Consider the following 16,047-nt stretch of genomic DNA (forward strand, 5'->3'; position numbering starts at 1 on the left):
AGCCGCAAAATCTAAGGCGCCCAAACCGCGATCATGTAGGACTGCAAGTTGTTCCAGCCAACCCGCAGATCGACAGGGCCGGGGAAGATCCACTGATTGTGGACGTAAGCGTTCATCAACGGCGTGGATGCAGCAAGGAACGTGTCCTTCGCCGCGGACTTCCTCACGGCCTCCACTTGCTTCTTGTTGAGCTTTTGCAGTGACAGCAAATGGTCGGCGACCTGGTTCATCTTCGCACTGAGGCTCACCTTTTGCGGCGGGAGCGGCGGTAGATTCTTAGCGTCGATGTAGCAGTCCGTGCTCAACTCAACGAACACGCGAAACAACACGCTGACGGCGTTCGACAAGTCTGCGAGCTTCATCCTCCGCAACTCTTTCTCGATCTCAAGACAGCGCGCGTCAGACACGCTGAGCGCGCAGTCCTTTGGAATGAGTTCCGTGCGTGTCTTTGGCAGCTTGACCGACGCCGCGCGCGGTGCCTTGGTTTGTGCGACACCGGTCGTCGCATCGACTCCTCGTCCACTACTGCGAGTCGCCTTCACGAGCGGAAGCTTCTTTGCGTAGGCGACGCGCTGGCCCTTCGTATAGATGTCCGCGACCTTGGTTTTCTGGGATGCCAGATCCTTCGCGACATGCGTCAGTGCCGCCGCGACTTTTTTCTCGTTCGCAAGCAGCATGAGCGTGCCATTTTGGACTTCGACGCCCATCCTCTCTCGAAACTCCGGCGTGCCCAGCAATCGCCTCAAGCTCGTGGCCGGTACGCGAGCGCGCTCAGCAGCCGTGATCGCCCCCCGGCTCTCAAGGAAGTCGAGGGCTTGCAAGTGGATCTCCGGCTTCCCTGTGCGCGTCTTGTAGCGATTCGACTCCTCGGAACCCCATTTGACTAGGCCCGCGCCGCCTTGCTCCCCGGTGTGCCGAAGCTCGATCCAATGCGCTGCGGCGTCGCGGCTCGTCACGACTTCGCAGGCAATCGACTGGATCGGATCGTTCTGATATTGCTGGCTCAGCTTGCGCACCGCCGCGAGCACTTGCTTGGTCGCGACATCGGCGATCAGTTCTGGATTCTCCAGCACTCTCACAGCAGTCAGGCGTCGATTCCCTTCGAGCACGATGTGCCTACCGGGGTTGCCGTCGGCCGGCATCACGATCGGTAGTTCCGACGGATTCAACCCGTACTCCTGGATATCGCTGGCCAGCTTTATGAGCTTTCGGCCCTGCGCCGCTGCTATGCCTTTGATCGCCTCGTTCTGCCCGGTGCTCGGCTGTCGAATGCGCGGGTTCTGAGTGTCTATCAACAGGTCAGCGGGTCGGATGTTGTCGCTCATACGGGTGGTTCCTCCGGCGGGGAGTATAGATCAGATGAAATGAAACGACGGGAGCATCTTCATGAACGTCCCGCCGGTCTCTAGCCATAGTAGCGCTCGGAGTATTCAATCGCAGCGACGCGTTGGACACGTTCGCCTGCCGCCACCCACCCCCTGCCTAAACCGCCGCAACGGCGAAAACACCAACCACAACCCCGCGACGTTGATCCCCACGCACGAGATCAACAACCCCTCTCGCAACCCGGCCGCCTCCGCCGTCACGCCCGCGACCAGCGCACCCAGCGGCCGCAGCCCCAGGCTGGCGAACAGGAACACAGCGTTCACGCGCCCCAGCTGCTCCTCAGGCGTCACCGTCTGCCGCAGGCTCACCGCTTCGATGTTGTGGATCGACCACAGCACGTCGCCGATGCCCTGCTCGCACGCCAGCATCGACAGCGCGAGCCAGGCCGGCCCGCCGGCGACCGGCGTCAGGAACGACAGGCCGGCCGCCATCACGTACGTCGTCGTGATGCTGCGCCCGAGCCCCATCCCGCGCGCCAACGGTGACGCGAGCGCCGCCCCGAAGATCGACCCCGCGCCGCCCGCCGCCAGCAACAGTCCCAGCGTCAGCGCCGAAAATCCAAGCCCGTCGATCACCCACAGCCCGTACAGCGTGACGATGAAGCCGCTGAAGAAGCTGTACGTCGCCACCATCGCCAGGATCGCGCGCAGCACCGGCTGTTCGACGGCCGTCCGGAATCCCTCGAGCGCCTCCACGACCGCCGACCGCCGCTTCACCGCCGGTCGCGTTGCCGGGATCCGCACCCGCGCGAGAAACACGCCCGACACCAGGAACGTCAGCGCGTCGACGAGCATCGCGACCGGCGCCGTCGCCGCCTGCACGATCCCGCCGCCAATCGCCGGGCCGGCGCTCGCCGCGACCGAATCGCTCATGCCCAGCGCGCTGTTCGCGTCGACCAGGCGCTCCTTCGGCACGACGTCCGGCACGGTCGAAGAAAACGCCACGCTGAACGCCACGCCCAGACAACCCGTCACGAACGCTACGGCGTAGAGCTGCTCCACGCGCAGTTCGCCCGACACGGCGACGACCGGCACCGAGATCAGCGCCGCGAAGCGCCCCGCATCTGCGAAGATCATCACCGGTATGCGCGGCAACCGGTCGACCCACACGCCGGCGAGGATCGCGACCAGCAGCACCGGCACGCTCGATGACGCCGCCAGCACCCCCATCTGGCGCGGCGAAGCGTCGAGGTAGACCAGCGCCGTCAGCGAGAGCGCGCCGAACGTCGTGCCGAAGTGCGACACCGTGCTGGCCGCCCAGAGATTGCGGAAGGGACCACGTTTCCAGAGAACGTCGGGAAATACGCGCGCGTCGCGCAGAAACCTCATCGGGCACCTCGATGCAAATGCAAAAGCCACGGTCGCTTGCCCGTGGCTCAGGTGCTCCGACGCAGCGGACTACGTCTCAGTCTCTCCGTGCGGACGGCCCGGCAGGCAAGCGCGTTCGAGTGCTCGATGAGACCAAGCAACGCATCGCGCTTACCTCCTTTCCGTCCTTGGCTCGCGCGACCGCCGCGCGACGTCCGTGCTCCATCCAACGACAGCCGCCCGCCGAAGTCAAGACGAATCAGCTCGCGACGAGAACCGCAAACCCGGCGCATCGCACAGGTGCCCGCGAGTGACATCAACACCGTCGATGCAGACCGCGACCGGCGTACCATCTCCCCATGACCAACGCCGTGCGCCGCCATCCATCTGCGTCCATCTGTGACAAACCCCGTCCACGCGCCGTCATCAATCTGTGCCCATCTGTGGCAACCCACCCCTCATCCATCTGTGCCAATCTGCGCCCATCTGTGGAAAACCCCCACGCAACGCACTCAATCAAACCGGACAATCAAGTTCAGCTTCCGATCGTCCCGATGCGCAGACAAAAAATGCAAACAATCAAGATTTGATCGTCCGCCCACCGCGGCTATCATCAAACTCCGCCGATCGGCGCATCAAGTAACAAGAAGGAGCAGCCACCATGGCCGCCACAGGCAAAGCCGCAGTCTTCCTCGGCCCCGGCAAGGGCTACGAGATCCAGGAGTTCGACATCCCGACGCCCGAGCCCGGCGGCATCGTCATCAAGGTCGCCATGGGCGGCATCTGCGGCTCCGACCTGCACATCTGGCGCGGCGACTCACCCATCTTCGCCATGATGGCCGGCAACGTCGCCGGCCACGAGATGACCGGCCGCGTCCACACCCTCGGCGCCGACGTCAAGACCGACTCGCTCGGCCGCCCGCTCAAGGAAGGCGATCGCGTCGCCTACGCGTACTTCTACCCGTGCAACCGCTGCTACCAGTGCAACCGCGCCGAGTTCGCCGCCTGCCCGAACAAGCTGCTCACCATGGGCCCCAGCCCCGTCAGCAAGTTCAGCGGCGCCTACGGCGAGTACTACTACCTCAAGCCCGGCGGCTGGATCTTCAAGGTCCCGGACGAAGTCACCGACGAGATGGCCACGCCCGTGAACTGTGCGCTCTCACAGGTGACGTACGGCCTCTCGAAGGCCGGCTTGCGCTACGGCGATACGCTCGTCGTGCAGGGCGCCGGCGGCCTCGGCCTCAACGCCATCGCCGTCGCGAAGGAAATGGGCGCCGACGCGGTCATCGCCATCGATGGCATCCCGAACCGCCTCGAACTCGCCATGCGTTTCGGCGCCGATGCCGTCATCGACATCAACGACCACCCGACGCCAATGGACCGCATCACGAAGGTCAAGCAACTCACGCAAAACCGCGGCGCCGATATCGTCGCGGAGTTCGTCGGCATACCGGCGGTCGTGCCCGAGGGCATCCAGATGCTCCGCGAAGGCGGCACCTACCTCGAGATCGGCAACATCTCCGTCGGCCGCACGGCCGAGATCGATCCGTCGCAACTCGTCTGGGGCACCAAGCGCATCCAGGGCGTGATCATGTACGACCCGTGGGTCATCCCCGAGGCGCTCGACTTCCTCGTCCGCACGCGCGAGAAGTACCCGCACGGCGACGTCGTCTCGCACAAGTTCAAGCTCGAAGACATCAACACCGCCTTCGAAAACAGCGAATGGGCGAAGGAAGGCCAAACGACGAAGGTCAATCGCGCCGTTATCGCCATGTAAGCCGCCAAAGACGAGCGCGGGCTTTCAGCCCGCGCGCTATCTTTCAGAAACTCTGTGCCTCTGTGCCTCCGTGGTGAACCCGGCCCGCGCGCTACACGACTCTGCGAACCCGGCCGCCGCGCTACTCGCCCGATGACGACTCGCCGCCCGCGTCACCGCCTCCGGGAGCGATCACGAACTGCTCGACCTTGTCCTCGGCGTACAGCCCAGCGAAGTTGTTGCAGTCGTACTCCACCTGGATCACCCGCCCATCCTTGATCCAAAGCGCGACGCCCGCCTCGGAGTCGTCGGTGTTCGTGTCGAACACCGCCACGTAGTCCGCCTCCAGCACGAGCGCGCGGCTGGTGGGCCTGTACACCGCGACGATGCGTGGCTCCTCGCCCAGCGCCTCGGCGTAGATATCACTCATTACCTCGGGCCGCACCCACACCAGTTCGCATTGGAGCACCGGGTACGACTCGACTTCCTGCCCGACGTCCTCGTTCTCGCGGCAGACCGGCGGCGAAGGCGCGTCCTCCGCCTCCTCGACGCAGCCGAGGTGCTGATAGCCCGTCAAGCCCGCAAGCTCTATCGCCTCCAGCCGTAGCGCCGTGTTCAGCGTGTTGTCGAGTTCCGGGATACCCGTCGCTACCGTATCGGGGTCATCCGCCGATGGCGTGCGGACGGTGGTCTCCGTCCCGTCGCCGTTACATGCCGCCGCCATCACTGCGAGCATCGCACCCGCGAGCATCATCGTTAGTCGCATCGCTTCTTCCCGAGCATCTGCTAGCTGCCGTCCCGGCGCCCGCAGGATTATAGACGAAGCCCCTCGTCCGAGGGGCTCCAGTTCGGTGCGCTTTAAGCTTCGCCCTACTCCGGCAGCGCCGCCGCGGCCGCGCCGACGAGGCGCTTCTCTTCCGCCTCTTCTTCCTCGCCCGGATACGCCCGCTTCTTCAGCAACTCGCGCGGCGGGTCGATGTAGATGGCGCCCCAGCCGCACGCATCTTCGCACAGGCGGCAACCCGTGCACTTCTTCTCGTTCAGCACGGCCACCCCGAAGAAGTCGCCCACCAGGCGGTCCGTATCGCCCAGGCTCAGCGCGTCGAACGGGCAGATCTGGATGCACAGCTCGCAGCCGCTGCCGATACAGTTGTCCTCGACGACGATCGCCTTCGGCCATTCCTTGCGCGGGAACGTCCGGCAGACATCGCCCACCGTGTCAAGGATCGCCTCCGGCGGGCACACCACGCCGCACGCGCCGCAGTCGATGCACAGCGTCGGGTCGATGACGTGTACGACGTTGCGCGTGCCCGTGATCGCGTCCGTCGGACAGCGCTTCGTACACGCCGTACAGCCGATGCACGTATCGATGATCGTGTAGGACACTCGCTGCTCCTTTGGCGCCCCGGGCGCCGTCAACCGTCCTCAACGCGACCCGTCGCCTCGCGCGGCGCCGAACATCACTCGCCGATCGTACGGACGCAACTCTGATGGCGCCAGGCGCCATCCGCCGATCGTAGGGACGCACCTCTTACGGCGTCCCAAGCGTCATAACGCCGATCGTAGGGACGTAGCTTTAGCTGCGTCCGAGGTGCGCCAGCGCCCGATTTTCGAAGCTATCGCTTCTCAAATCACCTCCATCGAGTATAGGTGCCGCCCCAAAGCACGGGCAAGACGCCGAATCTGATGCCCCCGAATTTTGGGCATGCAAGCCTGCCGTCAGCCCGGCCGCCCGCCACGTTCCTCCCGTTCGACAATCCGGTACACCACCGTCCCCTGCGCCAACAACTTCCCCGCGCCGTTCGTCACACGCACGTCCGAGTAGATGATCTCCTTGCCGCGCTTCAGCACGCGCCCCTCCGCGAAGATATCCTCGCCGATCGCGCCGGCCAGGTAGTTGACGTTGATCCCCACCGTCGAGCCGAAGTACTTCGGCGTCGCGATCTCCGCCGTCGTCCACGCCGCCATCGCGCCCGTCGTATCGATCAGCGACGAGATCGCGCCGCCGTGCAGCGCCTTCGCCGCCGTGCTGTTTTCGTCCTGGTAATGCATCTTGAGCCGCGCCCAGCCCTCGCCCGCGTCGACGAATTCCATGCCCAGGTGCTTCATGAACGGAGTCAGCGCGATCACCTTCGACATGCGCTCGTTGTTCGCGTTGGCGGCGTCCGTCGTCACGATCGTCCCTCCGTGCACGTGCGAGGATCGAGCAACATCAAACCCATCTGTTCCATCTGTTCCATCTGCGGATAACCCCCGTGCGCCCGTGCCCGCTGCTCACGTCGCGGCCGCCGACGCGCTGAACTGCGGTATCACGTGCTCGCCGAACCGTCGCAGCGACTCCATGATCGCGTCGTGCGACGTGCCGCCCGCCTGCACGAGCACGATCAGCTGGTCGATGCCCTGCGCCGCGTAGTGCCGCGCGATCTGCGCGCATTTCTCCGGTCCGCCGATGCACAGCACCCCGTCGTCCGCCATCCGCGCGATGTCGACGTCCTGCCCCGCGCCCTGCTCGAACTGCTCCCCGTACCAGCGATACGATTCCGATCCCGATTGCGCCCACAACGCGTAGAGCTGGTTCGTCGCGCGCACGTACCACTCCGCGCCCGGCCCGCCCGTCTCCAACGCGTCGCGGTCGTCGCGGCCGCAGTGCATGAGCGTGAAGCCGGCGAACCGGTCATTGACGAACGCACCCACAGGCTCGCACTTCGCGATGCCTTCATGGTACCTGTCGATCTTCTCGTTCAGCGCCACCGGATCCGTATAGCTGAAGTGCAGGAACCCCAGCCCGCGCTCCGCCGCGAGGAACGCCGACGATGGCTGCGTGCCCGCCATCCACATCGGCGGGTGCGGCTGCTGCAGCGGCTTCGGCTGCACGTTGCGCGGCGGGATCTTCATCAACGGCGAGTCCCACGAGAACTCGTCCTGCGTCCACATCTTCGGGATCATCCGCACCGCTTCGTCCCACTCGTCGCGCGATCGCTCCGGGTCGACGCCGAACGCCTGCATTTCGTACGCCGTCGCCGAGCGCCCCGTGCCGAATTCGAGCCGCCCGCTGCTCACGATGTCCAGCGTCGCAGCGCGCTCTGCCGCGCGGATCGGATGGTTGTATCCGAACGGCAGCAAGCACACCCCCTGCCCGATCCTGATCCGCGACGTGTGCTGGCTCACCGCCGCCAGAAACACCTCAGGCGCCGACGACAGCGAAAACTCCCCCAGAAAGTGATGCTCGACGCACCACACGCAGTCGAATCCCACCTCCTCCGCCAGCTTGATCTGTTCGAGCGCCTCGGCGAACACGCCCTGCTGCCCGCGCTCGCCCCACGGTTGTGTCTTCTCGATCTCGTACAACAGTCCGAACTTCATCGATCAGTTCTCCGATCCGTTCACGGGATCAACGCGACGTGGATCGCCTGCTCGCCCGCCACCGTCCCCGCGAGCAGCGCGAGTCCATGCTCCGCCTCCGCCAGCGGCAACGTGTGCGTGTGCATCCGTTCGAGCGGGTACTTCCCCGACTCGATCAGTCGCGCCGCCGCCTCGTACGCCGGCCAGTCGACGCCGAACGCGCCCTGCAACGTCAGCTCTTTCCCGACGATCTTGTCGCTGATGAAGTTCGGCACTGGAGTCGGCCCCTTCGTCCCGCCAAGCACCACGCGCCCGCCCCGCCGCGCCAGGTCGATCGCCTGCGTCACCGCTTCGACAGCGTACGCCGTCACGTCGACGACAACGTCAGCCATTCCGCCCCCCGTGATCTCGCGCACGCGCGCCACGACGTTCTCGCGCTCGACATCGATCGCATGGTGCGCGCCGAACTCGCGCGCCAGCTCGAGTTTACGCTCGTCGCGCGACAACCCCGTGACGATGATGCAGCCCGCCCCCGCCTCGCGTGCGGCGATAACGCACGCCAACCCCCGCTGCCCCGGCCCCAGCACCACGATCGTCTCGCCGACGCGCAGCCGCGGCATGTCGACGGCCCAGCGAAAGCCCGCCCCGAGCGGGTTGAACAGCACCGCGATTTCCGGCGCGAGGTCTTGTGACATGCGATGCACCAGCGAGTGAGGATCGAGGTACATGTACTGGGCGTACCCGCCCCACAGAGACGGCGGCACCGCGACCGGCTTGTACCCGTACGCCGACATCGCCCCGGTGCCCCGGCACAGGCGATACCGCCCCTGCACGCACTCCAGGCAATAGCCGCACGGCAGCAGCGTCTCCACCGCCACGCGATCCCCCCGCTTCACGCGCCAGCGCCGGCTCGCCTCGTCGCCGATCTCTTCGATGATGCCTACTGGCTCGTGCCCCGGGATCACCGGCATCGGCACCGGCAGCGCGCCCTCGAACTGCTCGTAGTCGCTGCCGCAGATGCCGCACGCCTCGACGCGCAGCAACGCGTCCTCCGCGCCGATCGCCGGCAACGGAAACTCCGCCACCCGCAGATCGCGCGGCGCGTACTGCACCATCGCCCGTGCTGTCGCTGTCATGCACTCCTCAGTTCGCTGCGACCGAACCCATCGGCGCCGCACGTCCGCTATACAGCCTGATGCCCATTCCGTCTAGCCGTGCCTGCCATCGGGCTGTGCCATACGCCGCAACCGGCGTACGATGCCGTGCGGACGAAGCGAAGGAGTCAACCATGGCATCCGTCCCCGAAACCGTCGCCGCCTACATCGCCGCGTGGAGTGAGACGGACGACGCCAAACGCCGGGCCCTCATCGAACAAGCGTGGGCCGAAGACGGCCTCTACGTCGATCCCGCCGCCGAAGGCCGCGGCCGCGATGCCCTCGCGCAGATCATCGCCGGCTTCCACGCCCAGGCGCCCGGCGGCCGCATCGACGTCGCGAGCGGCATCGATCAACACCACAACCAGGTGCGTTTCGCATGGAACTTCGTGCAGGCCGATGGTAAGACGGCCATCGAAGGCATCGATGTCGGCGAGCTCGCCGAGGACGGACGGCTCGCGCGGATCGTTGGCTTCTGGGGCGCCCCGCCGGCGAAGGCGTAATACACGTCATGCGACGCTCGGTCGTGCTGATTCAGGACAGCGTCGCCGACCTCGTCGAAGAGGCGCGCCTCGCCGAAGAAGCAGGCTTCGATGCCGTCTGGCTCACGGACTTCTACAACCGCGACGCCTTCGTCCGCATGGCCATGGTCGGACAGGCCACGTCGCGCATCAGCGTCGCGAGCGGCATCGCGTACGCGTTCGCGCGATCGCCCGTGATGACCGCCGCCGCGGCCGCCGACCTCGACGAGATCACCGGCGGCCGCATCATCCTCGGTCTCGGCACCGGCACGAAACGCATGCAGGAATCGTGGTATGGCCTGACGTTCGAGTCGCCCGCGCCCAAAGCCGCCGAAGTCGTGCGCCTCCTCCGGACGCTCTGGTCGGCGCAGGGCAACCGCCCGCTCAAGTTCGATGGCCGCTTCTACAACATCGCCATCGATCTTTTCGGACGACCGGGCCGCGTCCGCGACCGCATCCCCGTCTACCTCGCCGGCGTCAACCGCATCATGGTGCGCACCGCCGGCGAAGTCGCCGACGGCCTCGTCGGCCATCCACTGTACTCGCGCCGCTATCTCGCCGAAACCGTGCGGCCCGCGATCGCCGAAGGCCTCCGCCGTTCCGATCGCGACGCGTCGACGTTCGACGTCGCTGGCTACGTGATCACGTCGGTCGCCGAAGATGAAGCGATGGCGCGCGACGAAGCGCGCCGCCAGATCGCGTTCTATGCGACCGCGCTCACCTACAAGGGGATCATGGATCTGCACGGCTGGGAGGCGCAGGGGCAGACGATCCGCGATGCATTCAAGAAGTTCGACGTGGCCGCGATGACCGGCGCCGTCTCCGACGACATGGTGGACGCCATCGCCGTCACCGGCACGCCCGGCTCATGCCGCGCGCAACTCGCCCGCTACGAAGGCCTTCTCGACCACGCGCTCCTCTACCCGCCGACCTTCGGCACAAAACCCGACCGCGTCCGCGAAAACTACGGCCTCATCCGTGAAACCTTCGGCGCCACGTCCAGGTCGTAGGGACGAACCTCCAGTAACGCCATCCAGAGGATGCATCTCGAATGAAGCAGTTCAACGGCCGCGTAAAACGCGTCTTGGTTTACGGCTTGGACGACTGGATCGGTCTATGGGTGTTTCTTGAGGAGGCTGAGAAATCCACCCCTCTCCCCGCGGACATCCGCGAGCACGTTCTGGACGACATACAGCTTTTGATGTCTTGCGGACTCATCGAAGTCGGTGACGTGGAAAGTCGCGGATTCATACCATGGAATGAATCAATTCAGCAGGCGCGTCAGGAAATTCTTCGACGGTGGCACCAACTGGGGAGGGATCCGGCTGAAGGCGACGTGGCCTCATTCAAGCTGACCTCGCGAGGAAAACTCATCGCTCAAGCCCTGCTTGAAAGCGGTGAGGACCTCGGGTTCATCGAAGAATAGGCCAACCATTTTCGCCGGGAGTGCGCCGCCCGTTTGCCACTCCGCTGGCGCGATGGGCGCATCCTTCTCGCGTCGCGCGCGGGAGTCGGTCAGCACTATTCGGTGAAGGACTGTATTTGGCGTCTGTTGTCTGTTGTCGCCGTCAGTACACGTCCCGCACATCAAATCGCGGCCCGTCCTTGCACACGAGCTTCATTGCGCGGCCACCGCGCCGCCGCACTTCGACGGCGCAGCCGTAGCAGATGCCCGTGCCGCAGCCCATGCGCTCCTCGAGCAGCACCTGTACCGGGCGCCGTACGCGCGACTTGCGTGCCACATCGGCCATCGACCGGAACATCGGCGTCGGTCCGCAGGCGAACGCCTGGTCGCACCACTCCAGCAACTCGCCGAAGGCCTCGGTCGCCAGGCCCTTGCGCCCCGCCGAACCGTCATCGGTCGTCACGACGACCTCCACTTCACGCGGCAACAGCCGCGACGGAAACACATGCTCGGCAGAACGGCCGCCGATCACCATCGTCACGCTCTTGCCCGCCGCGACCGCGTCCTCCGCGAGCCACACCAGCGGCGCGACCCCGATGCCGCCCGCGACGAGCAGCACGTTATGCGCCGCTCGATCGATCTCGTAGCCGACCCCGAGCGGCCCCCAGCAGTACACGCGTTCACCGGGCTTGCGACGCGCCAGCCACGCCGTGCCCCGCCCCACCACGTCGTACAGGATCGACCACTCGACTCCATCCGCCGCCTGCCGCACGCGGTGATAACTCATCGGCCGCGGCAGCAACGGATCGTCGGCGCGCCCCAAACCGCCGTCGGCGTACGCCGCATCGTCTGAGCAGCGCAGCATCAAGAACTGACCCGCGTACGCGCCGTGCGCCAGCTCCGGCGCGCGAAACCACGTGATGTACGTCTCGCCGTACAACCGCTCGTTCGACACAACCTCTGCGTAACCAATGTTCAACGCACTACCACAACACGAGCGCGGGCTTTCAGCCCGCGCGCATCACCCGCACAACCATCAATCATGCCGCACCACCACCATCCGCGCACCCCTCGAGCGCCCCTCTCCGCTAGACGGAGAGGGGCCGGGGGTGAGGTTCTCACGCCCGCCAATCACAAACCAGCGTCCCACTCCACCTGAGCGCGGGCTCTCAGCCTGCGCCAATCACCCGCACAACCATCAATCATGCCGCACCACCACCATCGCGCACCCCTCGAGCGCCCCTCTCCGCTAGACGGAGAGGGGCCGGGGGTGAGGTCCCCTCACACCGACCGGTACTCCGGAAACGGCTTCACCTGGTACGCCGTCGCACCGTCCCGCTGCTGGCTCGCCACCAGCGCCTCGACCGCCGCGCGCGCCGTATCGATGCTTGTGAAGCACGGTATGCGCTTCTCGCTCGCCGCCCGCCGGATATAGAAGCCGTCACGCAACGTGCCCGTAAACCGCCCTTCCGGTGTGTTGATCACGCACGTCACCGAGCCGTCGTTGATCACGTCCACGACGTTCGGGTGGCCTTCGTTCAAACGCTTCGTCACCTGCTCGACGGCCAACCCCAGCGCGCGGATCATCGTCGCCGTGCCCTCCGTCGCGTACAAACGAAAGCCCGCATCGTGCAGTTGGTGGACCAGCGGCAGCATCTCCGCTTTCTGCCGGTCGGCGACCGAAATCAGCACCCCGCCCGGCTTCAACGCCAGGTCTGCCGACATCAGCGCCTTCAGCAATGCCGACGGAAAGTTGTCGTCGATGCCCATCACTTCGCCCGTGGACTTCATCTCCGGCCCCAGGTACGTGTCGACGCCGATCAGTTTCGACATCGAGAACACAGGCGCCTTCACCGCCACCAGATGCTGCCGCGGCCAGAGACCGCCCTCGTATCCTTGCTCCGCCAGCGACTTCCCCAGCATGACGTTCACCGCCGCCTGCACCATCGGCACGCCGGTCACCTTCGAGAGGAACGGCACTGTGCGCGAACCGCGCGGGTTCACCTCCAGCACGTAGATATCCGAAGCCCCCGACCGCGACAGATCGTCCGAAGGCATGATCACGTACTGCACGTTCATCAGCCCGCGCACATCCAGCGCCAGCCCAATGCGCGTCGTGTAGTCGACGATCGTATCGACTTCCTCGGTCGTCAGGTGTACACCCGGATACACCGCCATCGAGTCACCCGAATGCACCCCCGCCCGCTCGATGTGCTCCATGATGCCCGGGATCAGCACGCGCTCGCCGTCGCAGATGCCGTCCACTTCGACCTCTTTGCCTTCGAGGTACTTGTCGATCAGGATCGGCTTGCCCTCCGCCGCCTCCGCGGCGTGCTGCACGAACCGCACCAATTCCGTCGGGTTCTGCGCGATCTCCATCGCCCGCCCGCCGAGCACGTAGCTCGGGCGCACCAGCACCGGATAACCGAGCGCCTCCGCCGTCTTGATCGCGTCCTCGACGAGCAGCACGGCCGCCCCCGGCGGCTGCGGAATGCCAAGCTCGTTCAGGAACCCCTCGAAGCGTCGACGATCCTCCGCCAGATCGATCGTCTCCGACGACGACCCGATGATCGGGGCCGCCGCGTTGTGCAGCGGCGCTGCCAGGTTGATCGCCGTCTGTCCGCCAAACTGCACGATCACCGGCGGCATATCGCCGCCGCCCTCCGATCCTTCGCCCGCTTCGTTCTCCAGAATGTCGCGCACCGACTCTTCGTCGAGCGGCTCGAAGTACAGCCGGTCGCTCGTGTCGAAGTCCGTCGACACCGTCTCCGGGTTCGAATTCGCCATGATCGACGTATAGCCCGCCTCGTCGAGCGCCCAGGCCGCGTGTACCGAGCAGTAATCGAACTCGATCCCCTGCCCGATGCGTATCGGCCCGCTCCCGATGACGAGCGCCTTCTTCCCGGGCTCCGGTAGCGCCTCGTTCTCCTGCTCGTACGTGCTGTAGAAGTATGGCGTCGCCGCGTCGAACTCCGCCGCGCACGTGTCGACCATCTTGTATACCGGCCGGATGTCCCACTGTTCTCGCAAGTCGCGCACCTGCTCCGGCAACCGGTCGCCGAGCGTCGCGATCTGCTTGTCCGAAAATCCCATCCGCTTTGCCGCCAGCATCAGCGCCGGCGTGATCGGCTCGGCGAGCAATCGCTTCTCCATCGCCACGATCTTCTGCAGTTTCGACAGGAACCACATGTCGATGCCGGTCTGGCGCGACAGCGCGAGCAGGTCGGCGCCCCGGCGGATGGCTGCCATCAAGGTCCATAGACGCTCGTCCGTCGCGTGCATCGGGCGCTCGCCATGACTGTCCTTCCAGCCCGGGTCCTCCCACATCAGCGACCGGCCGCCCACCTCCAGCGAACGCACCGCCTTCTGCAGCGCGCCCTCGAACGTCCGGTCGATCGCCATCACCTCCCCCGTCGCCTTCATCTGCGTGCCCAGCGAACGGTCTCCGAACTGGAACTTGTCGAATGGCCAGCGCGGGATCTTCACCACCACGTAGTCCAGCGCGGGCTCGAAGGCCGCCGTCGTCTTCTGCGTCACCGCGTTCGGAATCTGGTCGAGCGTCTTGCCAATCGCGATCTTCGAAGCCACGCGCGCGATCGGATAGCCCGTCGCCTTGCTTGCCAGCGCCGAGCTGCGCGACACGCGCGGGTTCACCTCGATCACGTAGTACGGCGGCAACGCATCCATCGCCGGTACCGCCCACGGCGTCGTCTCCGGGTTCGGCGCCAGCGCGAGCTGCACGTTGCATCCGCCTTCGATCCCGAGCGCCGAGATGATCTTCAGCGACGCCGTCCGGAGCATCTGGTACTCCTTGTCGGTCAGCGTCTGGCTCGGCGCTACGACGATGCTGTCGCCCGTGTGTACGCCCATCGGGTCGAAGTTCTCCATGTTGCACACGGTGATCACATTGCCCGCGCCGTCGCGCATCACCTCGTATTCGACTTCCTTCCAGCCGAGCAGCGACTGTTCGACGAGCACCTGCGTGATCGGACTCGCCGCAAGCCCGCCCGCGACGATCCGCTCGTACTCCTCCAGCGAGTGCGCGATGCCGCCGCCGGTGCCACCCAGCGTGTACGCGGGGCGGATCACCGCAGGCAGCCCGATGCGATCGAGCGCACCGCGCGCTTCGTCGATCGTCGTCACGATCACGGACTCCGGCGTCGGCTCGCCGATGCGGTCCAGCATCTGGCGGAACAACTCGCGATCCTCGGCCATCCGTATCGCCTCGAGCGGCGTGCCGAGCATGCGCACGTTGTACGTGTCGAGGACGCCCGCCTCATGGAGCGCCACACCCATGTTCAGGCCCGTCTGCCCGCCGAGCGTCGGCAGCAAGCCGTCCGGGCGCTCGCGCTCGATAATCCGCGTGACGACGTCGAGCGTGATCGGCTCGATGTACACGACGTCGGCCACGCCTTCGTCCGTCATGATCGTCGCCGGATTGGAGTTGACCAGCACCGACGCCACGCCTTCCTCGCGCATCGCCTTGCAGGCCTGCGTGCCGGCGTAGTCGAACTCCGCGGCCTGCCCGATCACGATCGGACCGGAGCCGATGATCAGGACCTTGGATGGTTTGTTCACTCTGGGCGGGCTTCCCGGACTCCGTGCGTAAGAATGAGCATCAGCGCCGCCTCGCGAGCGTGCGCTGGCGTTGCTGCCGCGTCTCCGCGAGCACTTGCATCCCGCCGAGATGCCCCGCGATCAGCGCGCCCGCCGCAAACGATGCGCCCATCGCCGTCGCGAATGACAGGTATGCCGGGATAGGCGTCGATGTCAGCATGTATGCGAGCGCCGCATTGGCGACGCCTGCGATGCCGAATCCCACAGCGTACCCCGGCCACTCCGTGATCCAGTCGCCCGACCAGCGCCAGCAGAACGCCCCGAACGCCGCGCCCCCCACCGCCACACCGATCGCTACAGCCCAGCCGCCAAGCCAGTACAGCAGCGCCTCGAAGCGGTTATCGTTCCACAGGTAGAACGGCAGGATCGCGCACGTGACGAACAACACTGGCCCTGCGAGCATCGCCATCGCCGCAACGCACTGACCGCCGTACGCCAGCCGTCCGTACACGTCGATGCTCTTCATCACCACATCGAGATTGATGTCAGTGTTCATGCGTTCCCAACAAGCCGTCCGTCCGGCTTGCGATCTTGCCCCGTGGCGCGGGCTGAAAGCCCG

General features: G+C 65.8%; 15 protein-coding genes. 5 read left to right on the forward strand and 10 right to left on the reverse strand.

Annotated elements, in window-relative coordinates; genetic code table 11:
* Nucleotides 1–11: 11 nt before the first annotated feature.
* Together WEB52_07935 and WEB52_07940 are read right to left on the reverse strand one after the other, a co-directional pair.
* A complete protein-coding gene (locus WEB52_07935) occupies nt 12–1,325 on the reverse strand; it encodes a hypothetical protein (protein ID MEX2226362.1) in 1,314 nt (437 codons plus the stop codon).
* A gap of 105 nt (nt 1,326–1,430) precedes the next feature.
* Complete coding sequence (locus WEB52_07940) at nt 1,431–2,714, reverse strand: MFS transporter (GenBank protein MEX2226363.1); 1,284 nt, start codon at nt 2,712–2,714, stop codon at nt 1,431–1,433.
* A gap of 338 nt (nt 2,715–3,052) precedes the next feature.
* Between WEB52_07940 and WEB52_07945 the strand changes: the two genes are divergently transcribed.
* Both WEB52_07945 and WEB52_07950 read left to right on the forward strand, forming a co-directional pair.
* Nucleotides 3,053–3,283: a hypothetical protein gene (locus tag WEB52_07945; protein ID MEX2226364.1), complete on the forward strand. Its 231-nt coding sequence runs from the start codon at nt 3,053–3,055 to the stop codon at nt 3,281–3,283.
* Between the two features lie 71 nt (nt 3,284–3,354).
* The gene (locus WEB52_07950; protein ID MEX2226365.1) at nt 3,355–4,470 is read left to right on the forward strand and encodes a zinc-binding dehydrogenase; all 1,116 of its coding nucleotides are present in this window, start codon (nt 3,355–3,357) and stop codon (nt 4,468–4,470) included.
* 121 nt (nt 4,471–4,591) lie between these two features.
* On the opposite strand, the gene WEB52_07955 is transcribed toward WEB52_07950, so the two are convergent.
* From WEB52_07955 to WEB52_07975, 5 genes are all read right to left on the reverse strand, one after another.
* Nucleotides 4,592–5,215, reverse strand: a complete 624-nt coding sequence (locus WEB52_07955; protein MEX2226366.1) for a hypothetical protein — start codon at nt 5,213–5,215, stop codon at nt 4,592–4,594.
* 104 nt (nt 5,216–5,319) lie between these two features.
* Nucleotides 5,320–5,835: a 4Fe-4S binding protein gene (locus WEB52_07960; protein ID MEX2226367.1), complete on the reverse strand. Its 516-nt coding sequence runs from the start codon at nt 5,833–5,835 to the stop codon at nt 5,320–5,322.
* Nucleotides 5,836–6,168: 333 nt separating this feature from the next.
* The gene (locus WEB52_07965) at nt 6,169–6,624 is read right to left on the reverse strand and encodes a PaaI family thioesterase (protein ID MEX2226368.1); all 456 of its coding nucleotides are present in this window, start codon (nt 6,622–6,624) and stop codon (nt 6,169–6,171) included.
* Nucleotides 6,625–6,723: 99 nt separating this feature from the next.
* On the reverse strand, nt 6,724–7,812 hold the full coding sequence (locus WEB52_07970; GenBank protein ID MEX2226369.1) for an LLM class flavin-dependent oxidoreductase: 1,089 nt from the start codon (nt 7,810–7,812) through the stop codon (nt 6,724–6,726).
* 20 nt (nt 7,813–7,832) lie between these two features.
* Nucleotides 7,833–8,927, reverse strand: coding sequence for a zinc-binding dehydrogenase (locus tag WEB52_07975; protein MEX2226370.1), 1,095 nt, complete (start codon nt 8,925–8,927; stop codon nt 7,833–7,835).
* 152 nt (nt 8,928–9,079) lie between these two features.
* Here WEB52_07975 and WEB52_07980 point away from each other — a divergent pair, with 152 nt between their 5' ends.
* Genes WEB52_07980 through WEB52_07990 form a run of 3 tightly spaced genes read left to right on the forward strand, consistent with a single transcriptional unit; the run spans nt 9,080 to nt 10,892 of the window.
* Nucleotides 9,080–9,448 carry a nuclear transport factor 2 family protein gene (locus WEB52_07980; protein ID MEX2226371.1) on the forward strand — a complete coding sequence of 123 codons (369 nt, stop codon included), beginning with the start codon at nt 9,080–9,082 and terminating at the stop codon, nt 9,446–9,448.
* Between the two features lie 8 nt (nt 9,449–9,456).
* Nucleotides 9,457–10,476 (forward strand): LLM class flavin-dependent oxidoreductase, encoded by a 1,020-nt coding sequence (locus WEB52_07985; GenBank protein ID MEX2226372.1) that lies wholly within the window; start codon nt 9,457–9,459, stop codon nt 10,474–10,476.
* A 41-nt stretch (nt 10,477–10,517) separates the two neighbouring features.
* Nucleotides 10,518–10,892, forward strand: a complete 375-nt coding sequence (locus tag WEB52_07990; protein ID MEX2226373.1) for a hypothetical protein — start codon at nt 10,518–10,520, stop codon at nt 10,890–10,892.
* A 142-nt stretch (nt 10,893–11,034) separates the two neighbouring features.
* On the opposite strand, the gene WEB52_07995 is transcribed toward WEB52_07990, so the two are convergent.
* The 3 genes from WEB52_07995 to WEB52_08005 form a co-directional block, all read right to left on the reverse strand.
* Complete coding sequence (locus tag WEB52_07995) at nt 11,035–11,850, reverse strand: dihydroorotate dehydrogenase electron transfer subunit (GenBank protein ID MEX2226374.1); 816 nt, start codon at nt 11,848–11,850, stop codon at nt 11,035–11,037.
* Between the two features lie 302 nt (nt 11,851–12,152).
* The gene (carB, locus tag WEB52_08000; protein ID MEX2226375.1) at nt 12,153–15,449 is read right to left on the reverse strand and encodes a carbamoyl-phosphate synthase large subunit; all 3,297 of its coding nucleotides are present in this window, start codon (nt 15,447–15,449) and stop codon (nt 12,153–12,155) included.
* Between the two features lie 40 nt (nt 15,450–15,489).
* Complete coding sequence (locus tag WEB52_08005; GenBank protein MEX2226376.1) at nt 15,490–15,984, reverse strand: hypothetical protein; 495 nt, start codon at nt 15,982–15,984, stop codon at nt 15,490–15,492.
* Nucleotides 15,985–16,047 lie beyond the last annotated feature (63 nt).

Source organism: Dehalococcoidia bacterium, from assembly GCA_040902535.1.
Taxonomy (GTDB): domain Bacteria; phylum Chloroflexota; class Dehalococcoidia; order DSTF01; family JACRBR01; genus JBBDXD01.

Excerpts from the sequence above, each read along its gene's own strand:
- WEB52_07940 (MEX2226363.1), bottom strand. The coding sequence starts at position 2,714 with ATGAGGTTTCTGCGCGACGCGCGCGTATTTCCCGACGTTCTCTGGAAA.
- WEB52_07980 (MEX2226371.1), top strand. The coding sequence starts at position 9,080 with ATGGCATCCGTCCCCGAAACCGTCGCCGCCTACATCGCCGCGTGGAGT.
- WEB52_07985 (MEX2226372.1), top strand. The coding sequence starts at position 9,457 with ATGCGACGCTCGGTCGTGCTGATTCAGGACAGCGTCGCCGACCTCGTC.
- WEB52_07975 (MEX2226370.1), bottom strand. The coding sequence starts at position 8,927 with ATGACAGCGACAGCACGGGCGATGGTGCAGTACGCGCCGCGCGATCTG.
- WEB52_08005 (MEX2226376.1), bottom strand. The coding sequence starts at position 15,984 with ATGAACACTGACATCAATCTCGATGTGGTGATGAAGAGCATCGACGTG.
- WEB52_07950 (MEX2226365.1), top strand. The coding sequence starts at position 3,355 with ATGGCCGCCACAGGCAAAGCCGCAGTCTTCCTCGGCCCCGGCAAGGGC.
- WEB52_07955 (MEX2226366.1), bottom strand. The coding sequence starts at position 5,215 with ATGCGACTAACGATGATGCTCGCGGGTGCGATGCTCGCAGTGATGGCG.
- WEB52_07945 (MEX2226364.1), top strand. The coding sequence starts at position 3,053 with ATGACCAACGCCGTGCGCCGCCATCCATCTGCGTCCATCTGTGACAAA.
- WEB52_07935 (MEX2226362.1), bottom strand. The coding sequence starts at position 1,325 with ATGAGCGACAACATCCGACCCGCTGACCTGTTGATAGACACTCAGAAC.
- WEB52_07990 (MEX2226373.1), top strand. The coding sequence starts at position 10,518 with ATGAAGCAGTTCAACGGCCGCGTAAAACGCGTCTTGGTTTACGGCTTG.
- WEB52_07970 (MEX2226369.1), bottom strand. The coding sequence starts at position 7,812 with ATGAAGTTCGGACTGTTGTACGAGATCGAGAAGACACAACCGTGGGGC.